This window comes from Luteimonas wenzhouensis (assembly GCF_007859305.1).
GTDB classification, from domain to species: Bacteria; Pseudomonadota; Gammaproteobacteria; order Xanthomonadales; family Xanthomonadaceae; genus Luteimonas; species Luteimonas wenzhouensis.
On the sequence record NZ_VOHE01000002.1, the window covers coordinates 290,196 to 309,493 of the forward strand.

14 protein-coding genes and 2 pseudogenes are annotated in these 19,298 nt (G+C 71.3%); 6 read left to right on the forward strand and 10 right to left on the reverse strand.

Features of this window, described 5'->3' with window-relative positions; all coding sequences use genetic code 11:
- Positions 1 to 38: 38 nt before the first annotated feature.
- Together FQY79_RS04735 and FQY79_RS04740 are read right to left on the reverse strand one after the other, a co-directional pair.
- The gene (locus tag FQY79_RS04735; protein ID WP_146311292.1) at positions 39 to 683 is read right to left on the reverse strand and encodes a histidine phosphatase family protein; all 645 of its coding nucleotides are present in this window, start codon (positions 681 to 683) and stop codon (positions 39 to 41) included.
- Between the two features lie 100 nt (positions 684 to 783).
- Positions 784 to 2,949 carry a S46 family peptidase gene (locus FQY79_RS04740; protein ID WP_146311294.1) on the reverse strand — a complete coding sequence of 722 codons (2,166 nt, stop codon included), beginning with the start codon at positions 2,947 to 2,949 and terminating at the stop codon, positions 784 to 786.
- A 131-nt stretch (positions 2,950 to 3,080) separates the two neighbouring features.
- On the opposite strand from FQY79_RS04740, the gene tdh reads away from it, so the two are divergent.
- Positions 3,081 to 4,115, forward strand: coding sequence for an L-threonine 3-dehydrogenase (tdh, locus tag FQY79_RS04745; RefSeq protein ID WP_146311296.1), 1,035 nt, complete (start codon positions 3,081 to 3,083; stop codon positions 4,113 to 4,115).
- Positions 4,116 to 4,197: 82 nt separating this feature from the next.
- Entirely contained in the window at positions 4,198 to 5,391 is a 1,194-nt protein-coding gene (kbl, locus tag FQY79_RS04750; protein ID WP_146311298.1) for a glycine C-acetyltransferase, read from the forward strand.
- A 45-nt stretch (positions 5,392 to 5,436) separates the two neighbouring features.
- Here kbl and FQY79_RS04755 read toward each other — a convergent pair whose 3' ends face one another.
- The 3 genes from FQY79_RS04755 to FQY79_RS04765 all read right to left on the reverse strand — a co-directional run bounded on the left by FQY79_RS04755 (position 5,437) and on the right by FQY79_RS04765 (position 8,365).
- Positions 5,437 to 5,919, reverse strand: a complete 483-nt coding sequence (locus FQY79_RS04755; protein ID WP_043741000.1) for a hypothetical protein — start codon at positions 5,917 to 5,919, stop codon at positions 5,437 to 5,439.
- Between the two features lie 143 nt (positions 5,920 to 6,062).
- Positions 6,063 to 7,109, reverse strand: a complete 1,047-nt coding sequence (locus FQY79_RS04760) for an OmpA family protein (protein WP_146311300.1) — start codon at positions 7,107 to 7,109, stop codon at positions 6,063 to 6,065.
- A 206-nt stretch (positions 7,110 to 7,315) separates the two neighbouring features.
- Positions 7,316 to 8,365 (reverse strand): OmpA family protein, encoded by a 1,050-nt coding sequence (locus FQY79_RS04765; RefSeq protein WP_146311302.1) that lies wholly within the window; start codon positions 8,363 to 8,365, stop codon positions 7,316 to 7,318.
- A gap of 409 nt (positions 8,366 to 8,774) precedes the next feature.
- On the opposite strand from FQY79_RS04765, the pseudogene uvrA reads away from it, so the two are divergent.
- A pseudogene (uvrA, locus tag FQY79_RS04770) lies at positions 8,775 to 11,627 on the forward strand (excinuclease ABC subunit UvrA); the annotation flags it as partial.
- A gap of 45 nt (positions 11,628 to 11,672) precedes the next feature.
- On the forward strand, positions 11,673 to 12,083 hold the full coding sequence (locus FQY79_RS04775; protein WP_146311306.1) for an acyl-CoA thioesterase: 411 nt from the start codon (positions 11,673 to 11,675) through the stop codon (positions 12,081 to 12,083).
- Between the two features lie 7 nt (positions 12,084 to 12,090).
- Here the strand turns inward: FQY79_RS04775 and FQY79_RS04780 are convergent, their stop codons facing one another.
- Both FQY79_RS04780 and FQY79_RS04785 read right to left on the reverse strand, forming a co-directional pair.
- Positions 12,091 to 13,527 (reverse strand): sigma-54 dependent transcriptional regulator, encoded by a 1,437-nt coding sequence (locus FQY79_RS04780; RefSeq protein ID WP_186759788.1) that lies wholly within the window; start codon positions 13,525 to 13,527, stop codon positions 12,091 to 12,093.
- A gap of 173 nt (positions 13,528 to 13,700) precedes the next feature.
- A complete protein-coding gene (locus FQY79_RS04785) occupies positions 13,701 to 14,609 on the reverse strand; it encodes a hypothetical protein (protein ID WP_222434247.1) in 909 nt (302 codons plus the stop codon).
- 411 nt (positions 14,610 to 15,020) lie between these two features.
- Here FQY79_RS04785 and FQY79_RS04790 point away from each other — a divergent pair, with 411 nt between their 5' ends.
- Positions 15,021 to 15,770, forward strand: coding sequence for an enoyl-CoA hydratase/isomerase family protein (locus FQY79_RS04790; RefSeq protein WP_146311308.1), 750 nt, complete (start codon positions 15,021 to 15,023; stop codon positions 15,768 to 15,770).
- A gap of 11 nt (positions 15,771 to 15,781) precedes the next feature.
- Here the strand turns inward: FQY79_RS04790 and FQY79_RS04795 are convergent, their stop codons facing one another.
- From FQY79_RS04795 to FQY79_RS04805, 3 genes and pseudogenes are all read right to left on the reverse strand, one after another.
- Positions 15,782 to 16,633, reverse strand: coding sequence for a sulfurtransferase (locus tag FQY79_RS04795; RefSeq protein ID WP_146311310.1), 852 nt, complete (start codon positions 16,631 to 16,633; stop codon positions 15,782 to 15,784).
- A pseudogene (locus FQY79_RS04800) lies at positions 16,630 to 17,447 on the reverse strand (NUDIX hydrolase). Before FQY79_RS04800 ends, FQY79_RS04795 begins: the two are co-directional and overlap by 4 nt.
- A 145-nt stretch (positions 17,448 to 17,592) precedes the next feature.
- A complete protein-coding gene (locus FQY79_RS04805) occupies positions 17,593 to 18,306 on the reverse strand; it encodes an FKBP-type peptidyl-prolyl cis-trans isomerase N-terminal domain-containing protein (protein ID WP_146311312.1) in 714 nt (237 codons plus the stop codon).
- A gap of 206 nt (positions 18,307 to 18,512) precedes the next feature.
- On the opposite strand from FQY79_RS04805, the gene FQY79_RS04810 reads away from it, so the two are divergent.
- A complete protein-coding gene (locus FQY79_RS04810) occupies positions 18,513 to 19,295 on the forward strand; it encodes an enoyl-CoA hydratase/isomerase family protein (RefSeq protein WP_146311314.1) in 783 nt (260 codons plus the stop codon).
- Positions 19,296 to 19,298 lie beyond the last annotated feature (3 nt).

Below are 19,298 nucleotides of genomic sequence, written 5' to 3' on the forward strand. Positions count from 1 at the left end.
ACGGCGGAGGATCCGCCGGAGGCCGACGACGCGGCGGATCAGAGCGCCCGGTGCACTGCCTCGCCGAAGAACGCGGTGTGGTGGGAGCAGTCGTTGAGCCGCACCACTTCCAGCCGCGACAGGTCGTCTCCCTCCAGCAGGTTGAGCGTGGTCGGCGCCTGGCGGAAGGACCAGAGCCGCGACAGCGGGATGCCCAGCACCTGGCACAGGATCACGCGATTGACCGCGTCGTGCGCGACCACCAGCAGCGTGTCGTTGCCGCCGAGGCCCTCGACCGACCACTCAAGCGCCTCCCAGGCGCGCCGCAGGACCTGCTTGAGCGATTCGCCTCCGGGCATCTGCACGGTGTCGGGAGCCTCGCGCCAGGCGCGCAGCAGCTCGGGATCGCGCTCGGCGATCTCGCTGGCGAGCAGGCCCTCCCAGGTGCCGTGGGCGATCTCCATGAAGCCCATCTCGGTGGTGAGCATCGGCGCGCGCGCCTCGCCCAGCGCCAGCTGCCCGGTGTGGTAGGCGCGGGTCAGGGGCGAACTGACTGCCTTGTCGATGCGCACGTCGCGCAACCGTTCGCCCAGCAGCCGCGCCTGCTTCTCGCCCACCGGCGACAACGGAATGTCTTCCTGTCCCTGGTAACGGCCTTCGGCATTCCACGGCGTCTCGCCGTGGCGGGCAAGCAGGATTCTCATGCGGCAGCGGGTCCGGATATGGAGGAATGCGGGCACTCCCCGGCGCCCGCGCGGCGCATAGTCTAAGCGAAGCCGCCCGCCCGTTGCCGCGCGGCCGCGCTCAGCGCGTGGCCGGGACGCCCATCTCCTCCAGCAGGCGCGGGGCCGGGTACACCTCCTGCATGATCCAGCGCATGTAGCGCTGGTCGACCGAGATGGTCCGGGTCATCTCCGCGTCGAAGACCCAGTTCGACACCACCGCCTCCCAGTTCATGTCGAACAGCAGCCCCACCAGGCGCCCCTGCGCGTCGAGCACCGGCGAGCCGGAGTTGCCGCCGGTCACGTCGAGGTCGGACAGGAAATTCACCGGCACGCTGCGCAGCCGGCGATCGGCCAGTCCGCCATGGCGGCCCTCGGCCACCGCGTCGAGCAGCGCCTGTGGTGCGTCGAACGGCGCCTCGCCGGTGGCTTTGGCGGCCACTTCCTCCAGCCGGGTGAAGGCCTGGTGCCGGGTGCCGTCGAGCCCGATGTACGGCACCACCTTGCCGAAGGTGATCCGCAGCGAGGAGTTCGCATCCGGGTACACGTGGCCGCCCTGGCTGCGGCGGTAGTCCGCCAGCGCCTGCAGGTAGACCGGACGCGCCGCGAGCCGCTCGCCGGCCCGCGCCTTGCGCTCCTGCTCGAGTTCGAGCAGGGTCGGCATCAGCGCCACCGCATAGGCGAGCGCCGGATCGCGGTTGCCCTCGAGCTCCTTGCGCCCGGCTTCGAACCAGGCCATGCGCACCGCGGTGTCGCCGATGCGGGTCCTGGACAGTCTCTCCAGGGCGGCCTCGATCGCGGCGGCGTCGTCGCCGCCCAGCCACGCGTCGAGCGCCGGCAGGCGCTGCCCGGGCGGCAGCTTCAGGTATTCGGCCAGCCAGTAGCGCTGCAGTTCGCGGTCCATCTCGGCCACGTAGCGGCGCTCCATCTGCCGCAGGCCGCCCTCGATCGTGGGCAGGTCGCGTTCCTGGTAGCCCTGCTCGCGTTCGGCGTCGGGCTTCTCGCGCTCGATCGCCAGGCGGTAGAGTGAGGTCGCCGCCGACAGCGCGCCCGTGCCGTTGAGCATCCGCAGCACCAGGTCGCGCTCGCGGGTGGCGCGTTCGGCATCGTCCAGGGCCAGCAGCCGGCGGTGCGCCTCGAGCGCGGCCTCGCCCGCCTCGCCCTGCCCGGCCAGCCACGCCAGCACGGCCTCCTCCTCGGCACGCTTGCGCGCGAGCGCATCGATCCGGGCGAAGCCCTCGAGCTGCCCCTGGTAGTTCTTCATCGTGTTTTCCCAGCCGCGCACGGTGCTGGCGTAGCGGACCTCGATGTCGGGGTCGGCCTTGCCGCGCGCCCCGACCAGCGCGGTCATCGCGCGGTAGTGGCGCACGATCGAGGGATACGACCACTCCACCGTGTCCTCGAACTCGCCGGCCAGCGCGTAGCGGCTGGTACGCCCGGGGTAGCCGGCGACCATCACGAAGTTGCCCTCGCGCAGCGGCCGGTCGGCGATCTTCAGCCAGTGCCTCGGCTGGTAAGGCACGTTGTCCGGGGAGAACGCCGCCGGCGTGCCGTCGGGACCGACATAGGCGCGGTAGAACGCGAAGTCGCCGGTATGCCGCGGCCACATCCAGTTGTCGACCTCGCCGCCGAAGTTGCCGATGCCGCCGGGCGGCGCATAGGCCAGGCGCACGTCCCGGATCTCGAGGTTGCGGAACAGGCGGTAGGCGTTGCCGCCCAGGAAGCTGTACAGGCGGCAGCGGTAGCCGGGCTCGGCTTCGCATTCGGCAACCAGCCGCTTCTCGATCGCGTCCAGCGCACGGGTCCGCTCGAGCGGCCCATCGGCGGCAGCGATGGCCGCGTGCACGCGCTCGCTGACATCGGTGATCGCGTCGAGCACGTAGATGCGCGCGTTGGGGCCGGCGGTAATCTCCTCGCCGGGCGCGGCAGCGTTGAAGCCGTCGCGCAGAAGGTTGTTCCCGGGGGTCGAATTGAGCTGGATCGCACCGTAGGCGCAGTGGTGGTTGGTCACCACCAGGCCCTGCGGCGAGACGAAGCTGGCGGTGCAGCCGCCCAACGACACCACCGCCCCCAGCGGGTCGCCGGTGAGGTCGGCCAGGCGCTCCGGATCCAGCCGCAGCCCCGCCTTCTTCAGCGACCTGGCGATCTCTGGAAGCTGCTGCGGCACCCACATGCCCTCGGCGGCGCGGGCGGCGGAGGACACGGCCAGGACGGCGGCGGCGGACAGGCTCAGCAGGGCAAGGCGCATGCAACGGTTCCAACTGAAAGGACCGCGCGATTGTAGCCCCCACCCCGCGACGGTCCCGCCACGCGCCCCGGCGGCGTCGGTTTCCCGTGCAACCTATAATGCCGATCCCTTCCCCCCGACGGCATTCCCCGATGTCCGCAACCATGAAGGCGCTGGTCAAGCGCGAGACCACCAAGGGACTGTGGATGGAGGAAGTGCCGGTCCCGGTCCCCGGCCCCAACGAGGTCCTGATCCGGGTCGAGAAGACCGCCATCTGCGGCACCGACCTGCACATCTACCTCTGGGACGAGTGGGCCCGGCGCACGATCCGGCAGGGGCTGGTCGTCGGCCATGAGTTCGTCGGCCGCATCGCCGGACTCGGCCCCGGCGTGTCCGGCTACGCCGTCGGCCAACGCGTCTCGGCCGAGGGCCACATCGTCTGCGGCCACTGCCGCAACTGCCGCGCCGGCAAGCAGCACCTGTGTCCGAACACCGTGGGCATCGGCGTCAACCGCGACGGCGCCTTCGCCGAGTACATCGTGATGCCGGCGTCCAACCTGTGGCCGGTGCCCGACCAGGTGCCGTCGGAACTGGCCGCGTTCTTCGATCCCTACGGCAACGCCGCGCACTGCGCGCTCGAGTTCGACGTCGTCGGCGAGGACGTGCTGATCACCGGCGCCGGCCCGATCGGGGTCATGGCGGCCGGGATCTGCAAGCACATCGGCGCGCGCAACGTGGTCGTCACCGACGTCAACGACTACCGGCTCAAGCTCGCCGCCGACATGGGTGCGACCCGGGTGGTCAACGTCGCCAACACCCCGCTGCGCGAGGTCATGGCCGACCTGCACATGGACGGCTTCGACGTTGGCCTGGAGATGAGCGGCAACCCGCGCGCCTTCAACGACATGCTCGAGGCCATGTACCACGGCGGCAAGGTGGCATTGCTGGGGATCCTGCCCAAGGGCGCGGGCGTGGACTGGGACCGGATCATCTTCAAGGGCCTGACCGTTCAGGGCATCTACGGCCGCCGCATGTACGAGACCTGGTACAAGATGACCCAGCTGGTGTTGTCGGGCTTCCCGCTGGGCAAGGTGCTCAGCCACCAGCTGCACGCCGACGACTTCCAGAAGGGCTTCGACCTGATGGAAGGCGGCAAGTGCGGCAAGGTCGTGCTGAGCTGGCCCTGATCCGCGTCAGCCGCCGCGGCGCCCCGCGACGCACGCATCCGCCCCCATACCCTGCCCCTTTGGGCGACAGGAGGTTCCACCGATGTCCCTGACCACCCGTTACGCCGAGACCCTGGACGAGATCCGCGAAGCGGGACTGTTCAAGTCCGAGCGGATCATTACCAGCCCGCAGGCGGCGGAGATCACGCTCAAGGACGGTCGCCGGGTGCTGAACTTCTGCGCCAACAACTACCTCGGCCTGGCCGACCACCCCGCCATGATCGAGGCGGCGAAGCAGGCGCTCGACAGCCACGGCTTCGGCATGGCCTCGGTGCGCTTCATCTGCGGCACCCAGGACCTGCACAAGCGGCTCGAGCGCACCATCGCCGACTTCTTCGGCAAGCAGGACACGATCCTCTACGCCGCCTGCTTCGACGCCAACGGCGGCCTGTTCGAGCCGCTGCTGGACGAGAACGACGCGATCATCTCCGATGCGCTCAACCACGCCTCGATCATCGACGGCGTGCGCCTGTGCAAGGCCAGGCGCTACCGCTACGCCAACTGCGACATGGCCGACCTGGAGAAGCAGCTGCAGCAGGCGAAGGCGGACGGCGCGCGCACGATCATGATCACCACCGACGGCGTGTTCTCGATGGACGGGTTCGTCGCCCCGCTGGACGAGATCACCGCGCTCGCGGAACGGTATGGCGCCCTGGTCCACATCGACGAATGCCACGCCACCGGCTTCCTCGGCGCCACCGGCCGCGGCTCGGCCGAGGTCAAGGGCGTGCTGGACCGCATCGACATCATCACCGGAACCCTCGGCAAGGCCATGGGCGGGGCGCTGGGCGGTTTCACCACCGCCAGCGCGGAAGTCATCGAGCTGCTGCGCCAGCGCTCGCGTCCGTACCTGTTCTCCAATTCGCTGCCGCCGCACGTGGTCGCCGCCGGGATCCGCGCGTTCGAGATGCTCGCCTCCGCCGACGAGCTGCGCCAGCGGCTGCGCGAGAACACCGCCTATTTCCGCGAACGCATGTCCGCCGCGGGCTTCGACCTGCGCCCGGGCGACCACCCGATCTGCCCGGTCATGCTCTACGACGCCCCGCTCGCGCAGCGGTTCGCCCAGCGCCTGCTGGAAGAAGGGGTGTACGCGATCGGCTTCTTCTTCCCGGTGGTGCCCAAGGGGCAGGCCAGGATCCGCACCCAGATGTCCGCAGCGCACACGCGCGAACACCTGGACCGGGCAATCGACGCCTTCGTCCGGGTCGGGCGGGAACTGGGCGTACTCGGGGGCTGAGCACGCGCCGGGCGGGTCGCGGCACCCTGCCGCGGCCCTCGCGCCTTACTGCTGCGGCGCGGCCTCGGCGGCGCCGGCCTCGGCGGGCGCCTGCTGCTGCGCGTTGGGATCGACGCGGCGACCGGCGCTGTAGCCGTTGGCCTGCAGCCACGCGTCGAAATCGTCGGCCGTCATGCGCCGGCCGTTCTGGGTCATGTTGAACCGGTACGGCGTGTTGTCGAATTCGGTCTTCTTCACGTAGCCGGCCGGGGTGGCGGTCGCGGCGGGGGCCGCGGCCAGGCTGCGGCAGCCTTCCACCTTCAGGCGCCAGAGCACGTTGTCGACCGACTGCGTCTCGTCGTAGTCGGGCGCCAGCACGCCACGCTGCGAACCCAGCTGCGGATTGACCACCGCGAAGCCGGCCGCCACCGGCGTGAGGACGGTGGGACGCACCGCCGTCGGCCGGGCGGCGATGTCCTGGCACTGGCTCGACGACGCCTGCGCGCCGAACGCCGCCATCGAAAGCACCACCATCGCCAGTCCACGCATCGTCGCTACCCCTTGCACAGTTGCGGCGGAGTGTAGCAGCGCCTGAGGCGACGACAAGGGCATGGATGCCACGGCGGGCGACCGCGCACATAAAGGAAGCCCGGCACGTGGCCGGGCTTCCTGGTCTGCACTGTGCGTCCGGATCAGTTCTGGACGTTCAGCTCGGTGCGACGGTTCACCTCGCTCTTGCACCCCGGCAGCGTCTGCGGGGTCGGCTCCAGCGGACGGCTCTCGCCGTAACCCACCGGGCCCGACAGACGGCTGGCGTCGATGCCGTTGCTGGTCAGGTAGTCGTACACCGCGGCCGCACGACGCTCCGACAGGCGCTGGTTGTAGGCGTCCGGACCGCACAGGTCGGTGTGGCCGGCCACTTCCACGCGCAGCTCCGGATAGCGGCGCAGGATCTCCACCGCCTCGTTCAGGATCTGCACCGCGTCAGGACGCAGCGTCGCCTTGTCGAAGTCGAAGTTCACGCCGTTCAGGTCGATCGTGATCGGCGCCGGCGGCGGCGGCGGGGCCGGCTCGGCCGGCGGCGGCGGCGGCGGCGGGGCCACCGGCTTGGTCGGCTCCGGACCCAGCGGCACCACCACGCCCAGCGACGCGATCACGTCGGAGAAGTAGCTCTCCTCCATCTGGTGCGGGTAGCCCGACGAGTCGGTGCCGCTCTCGGCCGCGTAGCTGCTGGTGTCGAAGTCGAAACGGGCCGCCAGCTCGGCACGCACCGCCACGCGGCGCGAGAAATCGCCCTGCAGGCCGAAGCCCAGCTTCGCCGCCAGGTTCCCGTCCTCACGCTGCAGCGGGGACTGCGTGCCCGCCGTCGCCTCGTACTCTTCCTCCGAACGCTGGTAGCCCAGGCCCATCACCACGTACGGGTTCCAGTTCCGCGACTCGTTGATGAAGTGGCGGCGGAAGTCCAGCGACACGCCGTACTGGCTCCACAGCAGGTTGTTGTTGTGGCGGAAGCTCGGGTTCTGGTAGTTCAGCGCTCCTTCCACCGACCACTCCGGGCTGATGAAGCGGCCGACGCCCAGGCCCAGCGCGAACGCGTCTTCCGTGCGACGGTCCTTGTCCTGCAGGTTGTAACCAACCGAACCGGACAGGTACCAGCGGTCGTCGTAGTCCTGCGCGGAAGCGACTTGCGTCACGGCCAGGCCCGCGAGCAGGGCGGCGCTCAACAAGTGGATTTTCATGGGTATGACTCCTTGGGGATGTCCTGAAGTTTGAAACTCGACTGTTCGCACACTCGTTCCGTCAGGCGCCCGGGCGACGAGGCCGGGCCAGGCCGCTGCTTCTCTGGCGCCGCGGAATCATATCAATTCAAACGGATCCTTAACAAGAATCCGGACCCGTCCGGAAAGGGGCGGAGCGGCCGGCGGACCGGCCGCTCCGGTCCGGATCAGTTCTGGACGTTGAGCTCGGTGCGGCGGTTGACCTCGCTCTTGCACCCCGGCAGCGTCTGCGGGGTCGGCTCCAGCGGACGGCTCTCGCCGTAACCCACCGGACCCTGCAGGCGGCTCGCGTCGATGCCGTTGCTGGTCAGGTAGTCGTACACCGCGGCAGCGCGACGCTCCGACAGACCCTGGTTGTAGGCATCCGAACCGCACAGGTCGGTGTGGCCCGCCACTTCCACCCGCAGGTCCGGGTAGCGCTTCAGGATCTCCACCGCCTCGTTCAGGATCTGCACCGCGTCAGGACGCAGCGTCGCCCGGTCGAAGTCGAAGTTCACGCCGTTCAGGTCGATCGTGATCGGCGCGGGCGGCGGCGGCGGGGCCGGCTCGGCCGGCGGCGGCGGCGGCGGCGGGGCCACCGGCTTGGTCGGCTCCGGACCCAGCGGCACCACCACGCCCAGCGAGGCGATCACGTCCGCGAAGTAGCTCTCCTCCTGCTGGTGCGGATAGCCCGAGCTCTCCGCCGGACCACCCTCGGCCGCGAAGCTCTGGTCGTCGAAGTCGAAACGGGCCGCCAGCTCGGCGCGCACCGCCACGCGGCGCGAGAAATCGCCCTGCAGGCCGAAGCCCAGCTTCGCCGCCAGGTTCCCGTCCTCACGCTGCAGCGGGGACTGCGTGCCCGCCGTCGCCTCGTACTCTTCCTCCGAACGCTGGTAGCCCAGGCCCATCACCACGTACGGGTTCCAGTTCCGCGACTCGTTGATGAAGTGGCGGCGGAAGTCCAGCGACACGCCGTACTGGCTCCACAGCAGGTTGTTGTTGTGGCGGAAGCTCGGGTTCTGGTAGTTCAGCGCTCCTTCCACCGACCACTCCGGGCTGATGAAGCGGCCGACGCCCAGGCCCAGCGCGAACGCGTCTTCCGTGCGACGGTCCTTGTCCTGCAGGTTGTAACCAACCGAACCGGACAGGTACCAGCGGTCGTCGTAGTCCTGCGCCAGGGCGGACTGGGCGACGCCGAGTCCACCCAGCAGGGCGAGGCCGAGGATTGTCTTTTTCATTGTTGAGGTTCCTTGTGAGGGCTTCCAAACTCGGTCAGGCCCGTGCGCGGACTGCGTGAACGGCGCCTTTGCGCGTGGTCCCCGTCCCGCACGAGGCTGAACGGACGCCGGCAGGTTAGATTTCGCGCCGTGAAGGGCATGTTAACGAGGAAATAACGACCGCTCCGGTCCAGACGGGGGTGTTGCCTGGCGTTCAGCCCGACACCCCCGGAACCGGCCGCCTGCGCTCCCGGACGGCTTACGGGGCACAGCCGGGCCCGGGCGCGGTGTCTTACCGCCTGCGACGCCCGCGGCGCACACTGGCCCAGCCCCGGTTTGCCCCCGCCCCGGCGCCTCGCTAGGCTGATCGATTGCGTCCGGTCCGTTGCGGCGCCCCCTCCCCTGCCCCCTGTTCCCGGAAACCAGCCCGATGGCGATGGACACCATCCGCATCCGCGGTGCCCGTACCCACAACCTCAAGAACGTCGACCTCGACCTGCCGCGCGACCGCCTGATCGTGATCACCGGGCTGTCGGGCTCGGGCAAGTCGTCGCTGGCGTTCGACACTATCTACGCCGAGGGCCAGCGCCGCTATGTCGAGTCGCTGTCGGCCTACGCGCGCCAGTTCCTGAGCGTGATGGAGAAGCCCGACGTCGATCACATCGAGGGCCTGAGCCCGGCGATCTCGATCGAGCAGAAGTCGACCAGCCACAATCCGCGCTCGACCGTCGGCACGATTACCGAGATCTACGACTACCTGCGCCTGCTCTACGCCCGGGTCGGCCTGCCGCGCTGCCCCGACCACGGCTTCCCGCTGGAGGCGCAGACGGTCAGCCAGATGGTCGACCAGGTGCTGGCGCTCGACCCCAGGATCCGCTGGATGCTGCTGGCCCCGGTGGTGCGCGAGCGCAAGGGCGAGCACGCCCAGGTGTTCGAGCAGCTGCGCGCCCAGGGCTACGTGCGGGTGCGGGTGGACGGCAACCTGTACGAGATCGACGAGGTGCCGCGCCTGGCGTTGCGGCAAAAGCACACCATCGAGGCGGTGATCGACCGGTTCCGGGTGCGCGAGGACCTCAAGCAGCGCCTGGCCGAGTCGTTCGAGACCGCGCTCAAGCTCGGCGACGGGATGGCCTCGGTCCAGGCCATCGATGGCGACGCCGCGGCCCAGCCACTGCTGTTCTCCTCGCGCTACAGCTGCCCGGTCTGCGACTACGCCCTGCCCGAGCTCGAGCCGCGGCTGTTCTCGTTCAACTCGCCGGTCGGCGCCTGCCCGACCTGCGACGGCCTGGGCGTGTCCCAGTTCTTCGACCCGGCCCGGGTTGTGGTGCATCCCGAACTGTCGCTGGCCGCGGGCGCGGTCCGCGGGTGGGACCGCCGCAATGCTTATTACTTCCAGCTGATCCAGTCGCTGGCGCGGCACTACGGCTTCAGCGTCGACACTCCGTGGCAGGAGCTGCCCGAGGCCTCGCGCCAGGCGGTGCTGTTCGGCAGCGGCGATACCGTCATCACGTTCAGCTACATCACCGAGGCCGGCGGGCGGACCCAGCGCAAGCACCGCTTCGAGGGGATCATCCCGAACCTCGAGCGCCGCTACCGCGAGACCGAGTCGGCCGCAGTGCGCGAGGAGCTGGCCAAGTACATCAGCGAGCGCCCCTGCGTGGACTGCGGCGGCGCGCGCCTGAACCGTGCCGCGCGCAACGTGTTCGTGGCCGAGCGGCCGCTGCACGACGTGGTGGTGATGCCGATCGACGAGGCCCTGCGCTTCTTCGGCGAGCTGCACCTGCCGGGCTGGCGCGGCGAGATCGCCGCCCGCATCGTCAAGGAGATCCGCGAGCGGCTGAGCTTCCTGGTGGACGTGGGCCTGGACTACCTCACCCTGGAGCGCAAGGCCGACTCGCTGTCCGGCGGCGAGGCCCAGCGCATCCGCCTGGCCAGCCAGATCGGCGCCGGCCTGGTGGGCGTGATGTACGTGCTCGACGAACCGTCGATCGGCCTGCACCAGCGCGACAACGAGCGCCTGCTCGGCACCCTCACCCGGCTGCGAGACCTGGGCAACACGGTGATCGTGGTCGAGCACGACGAGGACGCGATCCGGCTCGCCGACCACATTGTCGACATCGGCCCGGCCGCCGGCGTGCACGGTGGCGAGGTCGTCGCCCAGGGCACCCTGGAGGACGTGCTCCAGGCCCCGCGTTCGCTCACCGGGCAGTATCTGTCGGGCAAGCGCTCGATCGCGGTCCCGAAGCGGCGGCGCAAGGCGAACCCGAAGATGCAGCTGCGGCTGCTCGGTGCCTCGGGCAACAACCTCAAGGACGTGGACCTCACGATCCCGTCGGGGCTGTTCACCGCGATCACCGGGGTCTCGGGGTCGGGCAAGTCGACCCTGATCAACGACACCCTCTACGCCCTGGCCGCGAACGAGATCAACGGCGCCTCCCACACGCCGGCGCCCTATCGCGAGGTCCACGGCCTGGACCTGTTCGACAAGGTGGTGGACATCGACCAGTCGCCCATCGGCCGTACGCCGCGCTCCAACCCCGCGACCTACACCGGCCTGTTCACACCGCTGCGCGAGCTGTTCGCGCAGGTGCCCGAGGCGCGCGCCCGCGGCTACTCGCCGGGCCGCTTCAGCTTCAACGTGCGCGGCGGCCGCTGCGAGGCCTGCCAGGGCGACGGCTTGATCAAGGTCGAGATGCATTTCCTGCCCGACGTGTACGTGCCTTGCGACGTATGCCAGGGCAAGCGCTACAACCGCGAGACGCTGGAGATCCGCTACAAGGGCTACAGCATCCACGACGTGCTGGAAATGACCGTCGAGGACGCGCTGGCCCTGTTCGAACCGGTGCCGGCGATCGCGCGCAAGCTCGAGACCCTGCTGGACGTGGGCCTGAGCTACATCAAGCTCGGCCAGCCGGCGACCACCCTGTCCGGCGGCGAGGCGCAGCGGGTGAAGCTGTCGAAGGAGCTGTCGCGCCGCGACACCGGCCGCACCCTGTACATCCTCGACGAGCCGACCACCGGCCTGCACTTCCACGACATCGAGCACCTGCTTGCGGTGCTGCACAAGCTGCGCGACGACGGCAATACCGTGGTCGTGATCGAGCACAACCTCGACGTGATCAAGACCGCCGACTGGGTGATCGACCTCGGCCCCGAGGGCGGCCACCGCGGCGGCACCATCGTCGCCGAGGGCACCCCTGAGCAACTGGCCGCGGTCGAGCACTCGCACACCGGGCGCTTCCTCGCCAAGGTGCTCGGCCTGGAGCGTCCGCGGCGCCGCAAGTCCGCGGCCTGACCGCCGCGCCCCGCCCCCTTCCGTCCCGCCCCCATGAGCCTCGACAACCAGACCGCCCTGATCCGCCTTCCGATCGAACTGCGCTGGCGCGACCTCGACGCGTTCAACCACGTCAACAACTCCAACTTCATGACCTACCTGGAGGAGGCGCGGATCCGCTGGTTCCAGTCGCTGGGCGAGGACTGGATGACCGAGGAGGCGATCCCGCTGCTGGCCGCGGTGCAGATGAACTACCGGGTGCCGATCCCCTACCCGGCGCGCGTGGTGGTGGAACTGTTCGCCGACCGCATCGGCAACACCAGCCTCACCCTCGGCCACCGCATCGCCAGCGACGACGGCACGATCCTCCATGCCGACGGGCACGTGGTGATGGTGTGGGTCGGGCGGGTGAGCGGGCGGCCGACCGCGCTCCCGGACGTGGTGCGGCGGATCGCATCGGGCTGATCGCCGTTCAGGCGTTCCGGCCGCCGCCCTTGGCCATCGCCGGCCGGTCGTCCGACGCCTCCGGCGTGCCCGTTCGCGCCACGTGCAGCCCGTGGCGCAGCATCAGCCGGTACAGGGTGACCCGCGAGATCCCGAGTTCGTCGGCGGCCTGGCCGACGCGATGGGCGTTGCGCGCCAGCGCGCGCTCGATCGCGGCGCGCTCGCCCTCGCGGCGGGCCAGGTCGATGGTGACCACTTCCTGGTCGCCGTCCGCGTCGCCGAGCTGCAGGTCCCGGGCCGAGATGTAGCAGCCCTCGGCCATCACCATCGCCTCGCGCACCCGGTTGATCAGTTCGCGCACGTTGCCGGGCCAGGAGTAGGCCTGCATCGCGCGCAGTGCGCAGGCCGTGAAGCCCTTGGGCCGGGACGTCACCTCGCCGGCGTGGCGCCGGAGGGCGTGCTGCGCCAGCAGCACGATGTCGTTCCCGCGCTCGCGCAACGGCGGGATCCGCAGTTCGATCACCCGCAGGCGGTGGTAGAGGTCGGCGCGGAAGCGACCCTCGTCCACCGCCCGCCACAGGTCGGCGTGGGTCGCGGACACGATCCTGGCGTCGACCCGGATCGACTCGTGCCCGCCCAGTTGCTGGATCCGTCCCTCCTCCAGGAAGCGCAGCAGCGAGGCCTGCGACTCCATCGGCAGGTCGGCCACCTCGTCCAGGAACAGGGTGCCGCCGTGCGCCATCTCGACCCGGCCGAGCTTGCGCTGGTTCGCACCCGTGAACGCCCCGCGCTCGTAGCCGAACAGTTCCGACTGCATCAGGCTGGGCGGGATCGCGCCGCAGTTGATGCCGACGAACGGCATGCCGCCGCGCCGGGAGGCGCGATGGATCGCGGTTGCCACCAGCTCCTTGCCGGTTCCGGTTTCCCCGGCGAGGAAGACCGGCGCCCCGCAGCCCGCGGCCCTGGCCACGCGACAGGCCAGGCGGCGCATCCCGCCGCTGTCGCCGACCATGCCATCGATCCGCGGGCCAGCGGCCCCGCCGCCGGCGTCGCCCGCCGCCAGCCGCGCCATGCCCAGCGCATGGCCGAGCACCACCGACAACGTCGCCGGATCGCAGGGGTGGACCACGAAATCGCGGCAGCACGCGCGCACCAGCCCGGCCAATGCCGGGACGGACCGCTGCCCGGGGCGGAGCACCGCCACCCATTCCAGCCCCGGATTGGCCAACGCGGCCGCCAGGCCGGGCTGCGTGGACAGCTCCTCGGCGAAAGCATCGTCCACGCCGCGCAGGTCCAGCAGCGCGACCCCGGGCGTCGCCCGGGGCGGCAGGTTGGCCAGGTCGCCGGGATCGTCGAGGATCCGGGGCTTCCAGTCGGCGGCGCGCAGCGCGCGCTCGAGTGCCGCGTCGTCACCACAGGGACGGGGCCGGAAATGGATCAGGGGATGGGGGCAGGGGCGCGTCATGCGGGACTTCTCCGCGCATCCTCCCCCCGGGATGCAGTCCTTGTTGTCGTGACCAGTCCAACGCGACCGGTCGCCGGCGCCGGCCAGCACGGGCTGGCGCGCGCGCAGCATGGCGCAGCCGGCAACGTGCGCGAACTGATCAACCGGGTGCGCGAGGCGGGACGTCGATTGCATCACTGGCCGACGGTGAGGTTGGCCTGGACGGTGACGCCCTGCTGGACCAGGGCCGCGGCGCCGCTGTTCTGCGCCATCACCATGATGCCGGCGGCCGCGTTGCCCGAGCCATTCATCGCATTGGACATGTTGAACGTGCCGGCATTGGCCGTGGCCGTGCCGCCGTCGCCGCCGGGGCCGCCGTTGCCGCCGGTACCGTTGCCGGCGGTGGCGTCGCCGCCACTGCCGTTGCCGCCCGCGCCACCGGCGCCGCCCCAGGACGAGGCATCTCCGCTGCCGCCGCTGTTGCTGGCGGTGCTGGCGCCGCCGGTGGCCGAGGCGTCGTTGGTCGACGAGGTGTCGGCCTGCGCCTGGCTGTCGGCGGTGGACGCACCCGCCCCGCGCTCGCGCGAGCGGCTGCGCGCATCGGCGTCGGCCCCCGCGGCCGACAGCCCGGCCGCAGCGGCCAGCGTGGCGCTGCCCGAATCGCCGGAGCGCTGGCTCCAGGCGCTGGAGTCGCCGCCGTCGCCGCCATCGCCGCCGGCGCCCGCGCCGCCGACCACGGCGCCGCCGACGCCTGCGCCGCCTGCGCCACCGGCCCCGCCGGCGGCATCGCCGGCATTGCTGGCGACGTTGCCCAGGTTGCCCACGCCGTTGCCGGTCACCGTGCCGTTGAGCTGGGTGGTGGCCACGACGGTGTTGGAACTGGTGTTGAACGCGTCGGTGGTGGTCGACGTCGCGGTGCTGTTGTTGTCGGCCGCGGCGCTGCCGCCGAGCGCGAGCGCCAGGCCGATGCTGTCGCGGTTGTTGCCGCGGGTGGAGCTGTTGTCGCCGGCGCCGGACTCGTTCTGGTCCTGGGCCATCGCCTGGCCGGAAGCGCCGAGCACGACCAGTACGGCCGCCGTGAGGATGCAGTATCGAATGCGCATGGTTTGACTCCTTCAAGTGCTTGCGCCAAAGGCCGGTCGTCATGACGGACGCTCGCGCCGCACTCTCCTCGCAAACCCGATGCCAGCCGTCGTGGCGATACGCAACCGCTTGAAAACCTTGCGATCGCGACCACGATGGACGTGGCCTCGGAGCCGCTGCCCCGCGCATCGCGCAGCGGCATGTTGCACGCCCGAAACAGGATCGGCGCGCGGATCCTGGGCACCGTGCGTACCGGCGATGGGCGAGCCGCACCACCAGGCGGCGCGCAGCCGGATCGTGCGCGGGACGGGGATGTTTCAGCGACGCAACACGCGCGACCGGCCGGACGCTGGCCGCGCGTCGCACCGGCCGGGAAGGGCGCGTGCATGGCGGCGATATGATGGCCGCCTCCCGGCTCGGAACCCCGCCCCATGATCGAACACAGCCGCCACCAGGACATCCACGAACTGCGCCTGGCGCGGCCACCGGTCAACGCGCTCGACCCGGCCCTGTGCCGGCGCCTGCGCGACGGGGTGGCCGAAGCGCTCGCCGAAGGCGCGCAGGGCCTGGTGCTGAGCGGCGGGGCCGGCGTGTTCTCGGCCGGGCTGGACGTGCCCTATCTGCTCGGGCTCGAGCGCGCGGACGAGGTGCGCGAGGCCTGGGCGGCCTTCATCGACGCGGCGCGGGCGCTGGCGCAATCGCCGGTGCCGGTGGTCGCGGCGCTCACCGGTCATGCGCCGGCCGGCGGCTGCGTACTGGCGCTGTGCTGCGACTACCGGGTGATGGCGCAGGGCGATTACCGGATCGGCCTCAACGAAACCCAGGTGGGACTGGTCGCGCCCGAGGGCATCCAGCGGCTCATGCGCCGGACGGTGGGCCCGCATCGCGCGGAGCGGCTGCTGGTGGCCGGGGAAATGGTCGAGGCCGGGCAAGCGCATGCGCTCGGGCTGGTCGACGAACTGGCGCCGCTCGAGGAGGTGGCCGCACGGGCGCGTGGATGGCTTGCGCGGCTGCTGGCGCTGCCGCGCAAGCCGATGCTGGCGACCCGCGCGATCGCGCGCGCCGAAGTGGTCGAGGCGCTGCGCCCGGAACTGCTGGAGCTCGACCGCTTCGTCGCCGCCTGGACCGAACCCGACACCCAGGCCGCGCTGCGGGCGCTGGTGGCGAAGCTGGGCAAGTAGGGCGCCCGCCCTCAGCCGCCGGTCGCCACCGGCCGCGCCGGGTCGCTGATCCAGCCGCTCCACGAGCCGGTGAACAGCGCGGCGCCATGCAGCCCGGCATGTTCCAGCGCCAGCAGGTGGTGGCAGGCGGTGACGCCCGAACCGCACATCGCCACCAGGGCGCCGGCGCCGCGCCAGCCGGGCAAGGCCTCGAACTCTTCGCGCAGGCGCGCGGGCGGCTTGAACCGGCCCGAGTCCAGGTTCGCGGCATAGGGACGATTGACCGCACCGGGGACATGGCCGGCGACCGGATCGATCGGCTCGACCTCGCCACGGAACCGCTCCGGCGCGCGCGCATCGACCAGCAGCCCGCCCCGGGCGAGGTGGCGCGCGGTGGCCTCGGCGTCGAGCAGCCGGGAGGCGTCGAACGCGGCCACATAGGCGGCCGGCACGGGCCCGGGCCGCGCGTCGTCGACCGGCAGGCCCAGCGCGGTCCAGCGCGCGAAGCCGCCGTCGAGCACCGCCACCGCCTCGTGCCCCAGCATCCGCAGCAGGCACCACAGGCGCGCGGCGAACGCACCGTCGCCGGCGTCGTAGGCCACCACGCGGCTGTCCGGCCGGATGCCCCATGCCGCCAGCCTGCCGGTGAAGCCGGCGGCGTCCGGCCAAGGGTGGCGACCGCGTCCCGGGCCGGGGCCGCCCGACAGGTCGCGGTCCAGGTGCGCATAGCGCGCACCGGGGATGTGCGCCTGCCGGTAGTCGCGTTCGCCCGCCGCCGGATCGGCCAGCGAGAACCGGCAGTCGACCACGACCAGGCCGGGCGCATCGAGCGCCGCGGCCAGCGCCTCCGCCTGCACCAGCGTGTTCCACCCGTCCGCGTTCATCGCGATGCCTCCAGCCGCTGGCGCAGGTTGTACAGGATCGATGCGGTGACCCCCCAGATCCGCTGTCCGGGGGCGCCGGGATAAGGAAGATACTCCAGCACCCGGCGCGGCCGCCCCGCGTACGGCACCGACAGCGCGCGCAGGTTCGCGGGCGCGAGCAGGAACGACAGCGGCACCTCGAACACCGCCGCCACCTCGGCCGGGTCCGGACGTGCCACGAAGCCCGGGTCCACCTGCGCCAGCAGCGGGACCACGCGGAACCCGGTGACGGTGCGCACCGGCTCCAGGTAGCCCAGCGGCCGGGCCTGCGCACGCGCCAGGCCGATCTCCTCGCCTGCCTCGCGCAGCGCCGCGTCGAGCGCGCCCGCATCGCCCGGGTCGATCCGTCCGCCCGGCAGGCTCACCTGCCCGGCATGCAGGCGCAGGCGCTCGTTGCGGCGGGTCAGCAGCAGGTTGGGGCCGGCGCCGCGATCCACCAGCCCCAGCAGCACCGCCGCGGGCCGCGGGCGGGCCGTCCCGAGCAGGCCTTCGAGCTCGTCCAGGTTCCATTCCGGTCCGGCCGGTTCGGACTGCAGCGGAAGCAGGGCCCGGGCGATCCGGTCCAGCGGTGGTACCAGGGCCTGCGTCACGCCGTCCGCTGCCTCCCGCGGCGCGGCAGTTCCTCGTCCACCAGCCGCCGCCGCTCCTCCTCGGCCATGGCGGCCCAGCGGCTGATCTCGCCGATGCTGCGATGGCAGCCCATGCACAGCCCGTCCGCGTCGAGCATGCACACCCCGATGCACGGGCTGGAAAGCGGGCGCGAAGGGTCGTTCATCCGGTCGATCGCAACAGGTCTGGACGAGAAACGCAAAACGCCGGCAAGGTGCCGGCGCTGTGCGGGGGTGGCGGCAGCGGGGCCGGGAGGCGGCAGGCGCCACCGCGGTCCGCGCCGCCGGCGACGGGCCAGCGGCCCGCCGGCGTTACTTGACGCTGACCAGCTTGACGTCGAACACGACCGCCTGGTTGACCATGCGCCCGGCGCGCATGTCGGTGCCATAGGCCTTGTCGCCCGGCAGCACCACTTCCCAGCGCGCGCCGGTGGGCATCTGCAGCAGGGCCTCGCGCAGGCCGACGAGCGGGATCTGGCTCACCTTCAGGGTCACCGGACCGGCCTGCTGGCCCTCCGGCGCCTGGTTGGTGTCGACGAACACGGTGCCGTCGGGCAGCGTGCCGCGGTAGTTGAGCACCACGTCGCTGTTCTGGGTGGGCTTGGCGCCGCTGCCGGCCTCGATCACGCGGTACTGCACGGTGCTGCCCGGCAGGGTCTGCACGCCCTGCTTGGCGCGGTTCTGGGCCAGGAATGCATCGCTCTGCGCCTTGTTCTCGCTGGCGAGCCTGGCGAACTCGGCTTCCAGCTTGGCCTGCTGGCGCTTCTGCATGTTCTCCACCGCGGTCTTGAGCTCCTCGACCGGGACCGCCGGCTGCTTCTTGGCGTAGGCGTCCTGGATCGCCTTGATCACGGTGTTTACGTCGACCTGCTCGCCGCGCGCGGCCAGTTCGGCCAGTTCGACGCCGGTGTTGAAGCCGATGGCATAGCTGAGCTTGCCCCGTTCGGAGGTCGTGTCCTGCGCGGACGCCGCGGCGGAAACCAGAGTCATCGCCGCAAGCGAGGCGGCAAGCAAACGCACTTTCATTCGGTCACTCTCCAGAGGGGTACGATTCGGCCAGCATGCGGGCCCAGAAACGACACGGGGCGGTCGAGCCGCCCCCTGCAGGACGCGCTAGGATAACGACCGGGGGGCTTAACCGCCACTGACGCCTCCCTGTGACCCGGAGGCGCGTGGCAAGTTCCCGCCCCCGACCCGATTCCGGCCCCGATTGCCCTGCCATTGCCCATTCCATGACCGAAGCCCGCCTGCGCATCGACGACCAGGACGCCATCCGCGTCATCACCGTCCATCGGCCCGAGCGCCTGAACGCCCTGGACTCGGCCACCCTCGACGCCCTCCACGCGGCCGCGGACGCCGCCGCCGCCGACCCCTCGGTGCGGGTGGTGGTGCTGACCGGCGCCGGCCCCAAGGCATTCGTGGCCGGCGCGGACATCGCCGAGATGTCGGCCCTCACCCCGGCCCAGGGACGCGATTTCGCGCTTCGCGGGCAGCGCATGATGCGCCGCTTCGAGCGCCTGCCCAAGCCGGTGATCGCGATGGTGAACGGCTACGCCCTGGGCGGCGGGCTGGAGCTGGCGATGAGCTGCCACCTGCGCATCGCCGCCGACACCGCCCGCCTCGGGCAGCCCGAGATCGGCCTCGGCCTGGTCCCGGGCTTCGGCGGCACCCAGCGCCTGCTGCGGCTGGCCGGGCGCGCGGCGGCGCTGGAGCTGTGCCTGACCGGGGAGCCGGTCGACGCCGCCCGGGCGCTGCAGCTGGGCCTGGTCAACCGGGTGGTCCCGGCCGCCGAACTGGAGGCCGAAACGATGGCCCTGGCCCGCCGGCTCGCGACCTCGGCACCGCTGGCGCTGCGCGGCATCCTCGACTGCATCCTGGCCGGCGGCGAATGCACGATCGGGGAGGGGCTGGAGTACGAGGCCACCCAGTTCGGCCTGGTCTTCGCCAGCGAGGACATGCGCGAAGGCACCCGCGCCTTCCTCGAGAAGCGCAAGCCGGCGTTCCAGGGGCGCTGAGGC

Bases quoted from the DNA above. Each gene is read 5' to 3' on its own strand.
- FQY79_RS04735 (WP_146311292.1), bottom strand. From the start codon at position 683: ATGAGAATCCTGCTTGCCCGCCACGGCGAGACGCCGTGGAATGCCGAA.
- FQY79_RS04740 (WP_146311294.1), bottom strand. From the start codon at position 2,949: ATGCGCCTTGCCCTGCTGAGCCTGTCCGCCGCCGCCGTCCTGGCCGTG.
- tdh (WP_146311296.1), top strand. From the start codon at position 3,081: ATGTCCGCAACCATGAAGGCGCTGGTCAAGCGCGAGACCACCAAGGGA.
- kbl (WP_146311298.1), top strand. From the start codon at position 4,198: ATGTCCCTGACCACCCGTTACGCCGAGACCCTGGACGAGATCCGCGAA.
- FQY79_RS04755 (WP_043741000.1), bottom strand. From the start codon at position 5,919: ATGCGTGGACTGGCGATGGTGGTGCTTTCGATGGCGGCGTTCGGCGCG.
- FQY79_RS04760 (WP_146311300.1), bottom strand. From the start codon at position 7,109: ATGAAAATCCACTTGTTGAGCGCCGCCCTGCTCGCGGGCCTGGCCGTG.
- FQY79_RS04765 (WP_146311302.1), bottom strand. From the start codon at position 8,365: ATGAAAAAGACAATCCTCGGCCTCGCCCTGCTGGGTGGACTCGGCGTC.
- FQY79_RS04775 (WP_146311306.1), top strand. From the start codon at position 11,673: ATGAGCCTCGACAACCAGACCGCCCTGATCCGCCTTCCGATCGAACTG.
- FQY79_RS04780 (WP_186759788.1), bottom strand. From the start codon at position 13,527: ATGACGCGCCCCTGCCCCCATCCCCTGATCCATTTCCGGCCCCGTCCC.
- FQY79_RS04785 (WP_222434247.1), bottom strand. From the start codon at position 14,609: ATGCGCATTCGATACTGCATCCTCACGGCGGCCGTACTGGTCGTGCTC.
- FQY79_RS04790 (WP_146311308.1), top strand. From the start codon at position 15,021: ATGATCGAACACAGCCGCCACCAGGACATCCACGAACTGCGCCTGGCG.
- FQY79_RS04795 (WP_146311310.1), bottom strand. From the start codon at position 16,633: ATGAACGCGGACGGGTGGAACACGCTGGTGCAGGCGGAGGCGCTGGCC.
- FQY79_RS04805 (WP_146311312.1), bottom strand. From the start codon at position 18,306: ATGAAAGTGCGTTTGCTTGCCGCCTCGCTTGCGGCGATGACTCTGGTT.
- FQY79_RS04810 (WP_146311314.1), top strand. From the start codon at position 18,513: ATGACCGAAGCCCGCCTGCGCATCGACGACCAGGACGCCATCCGCGTC.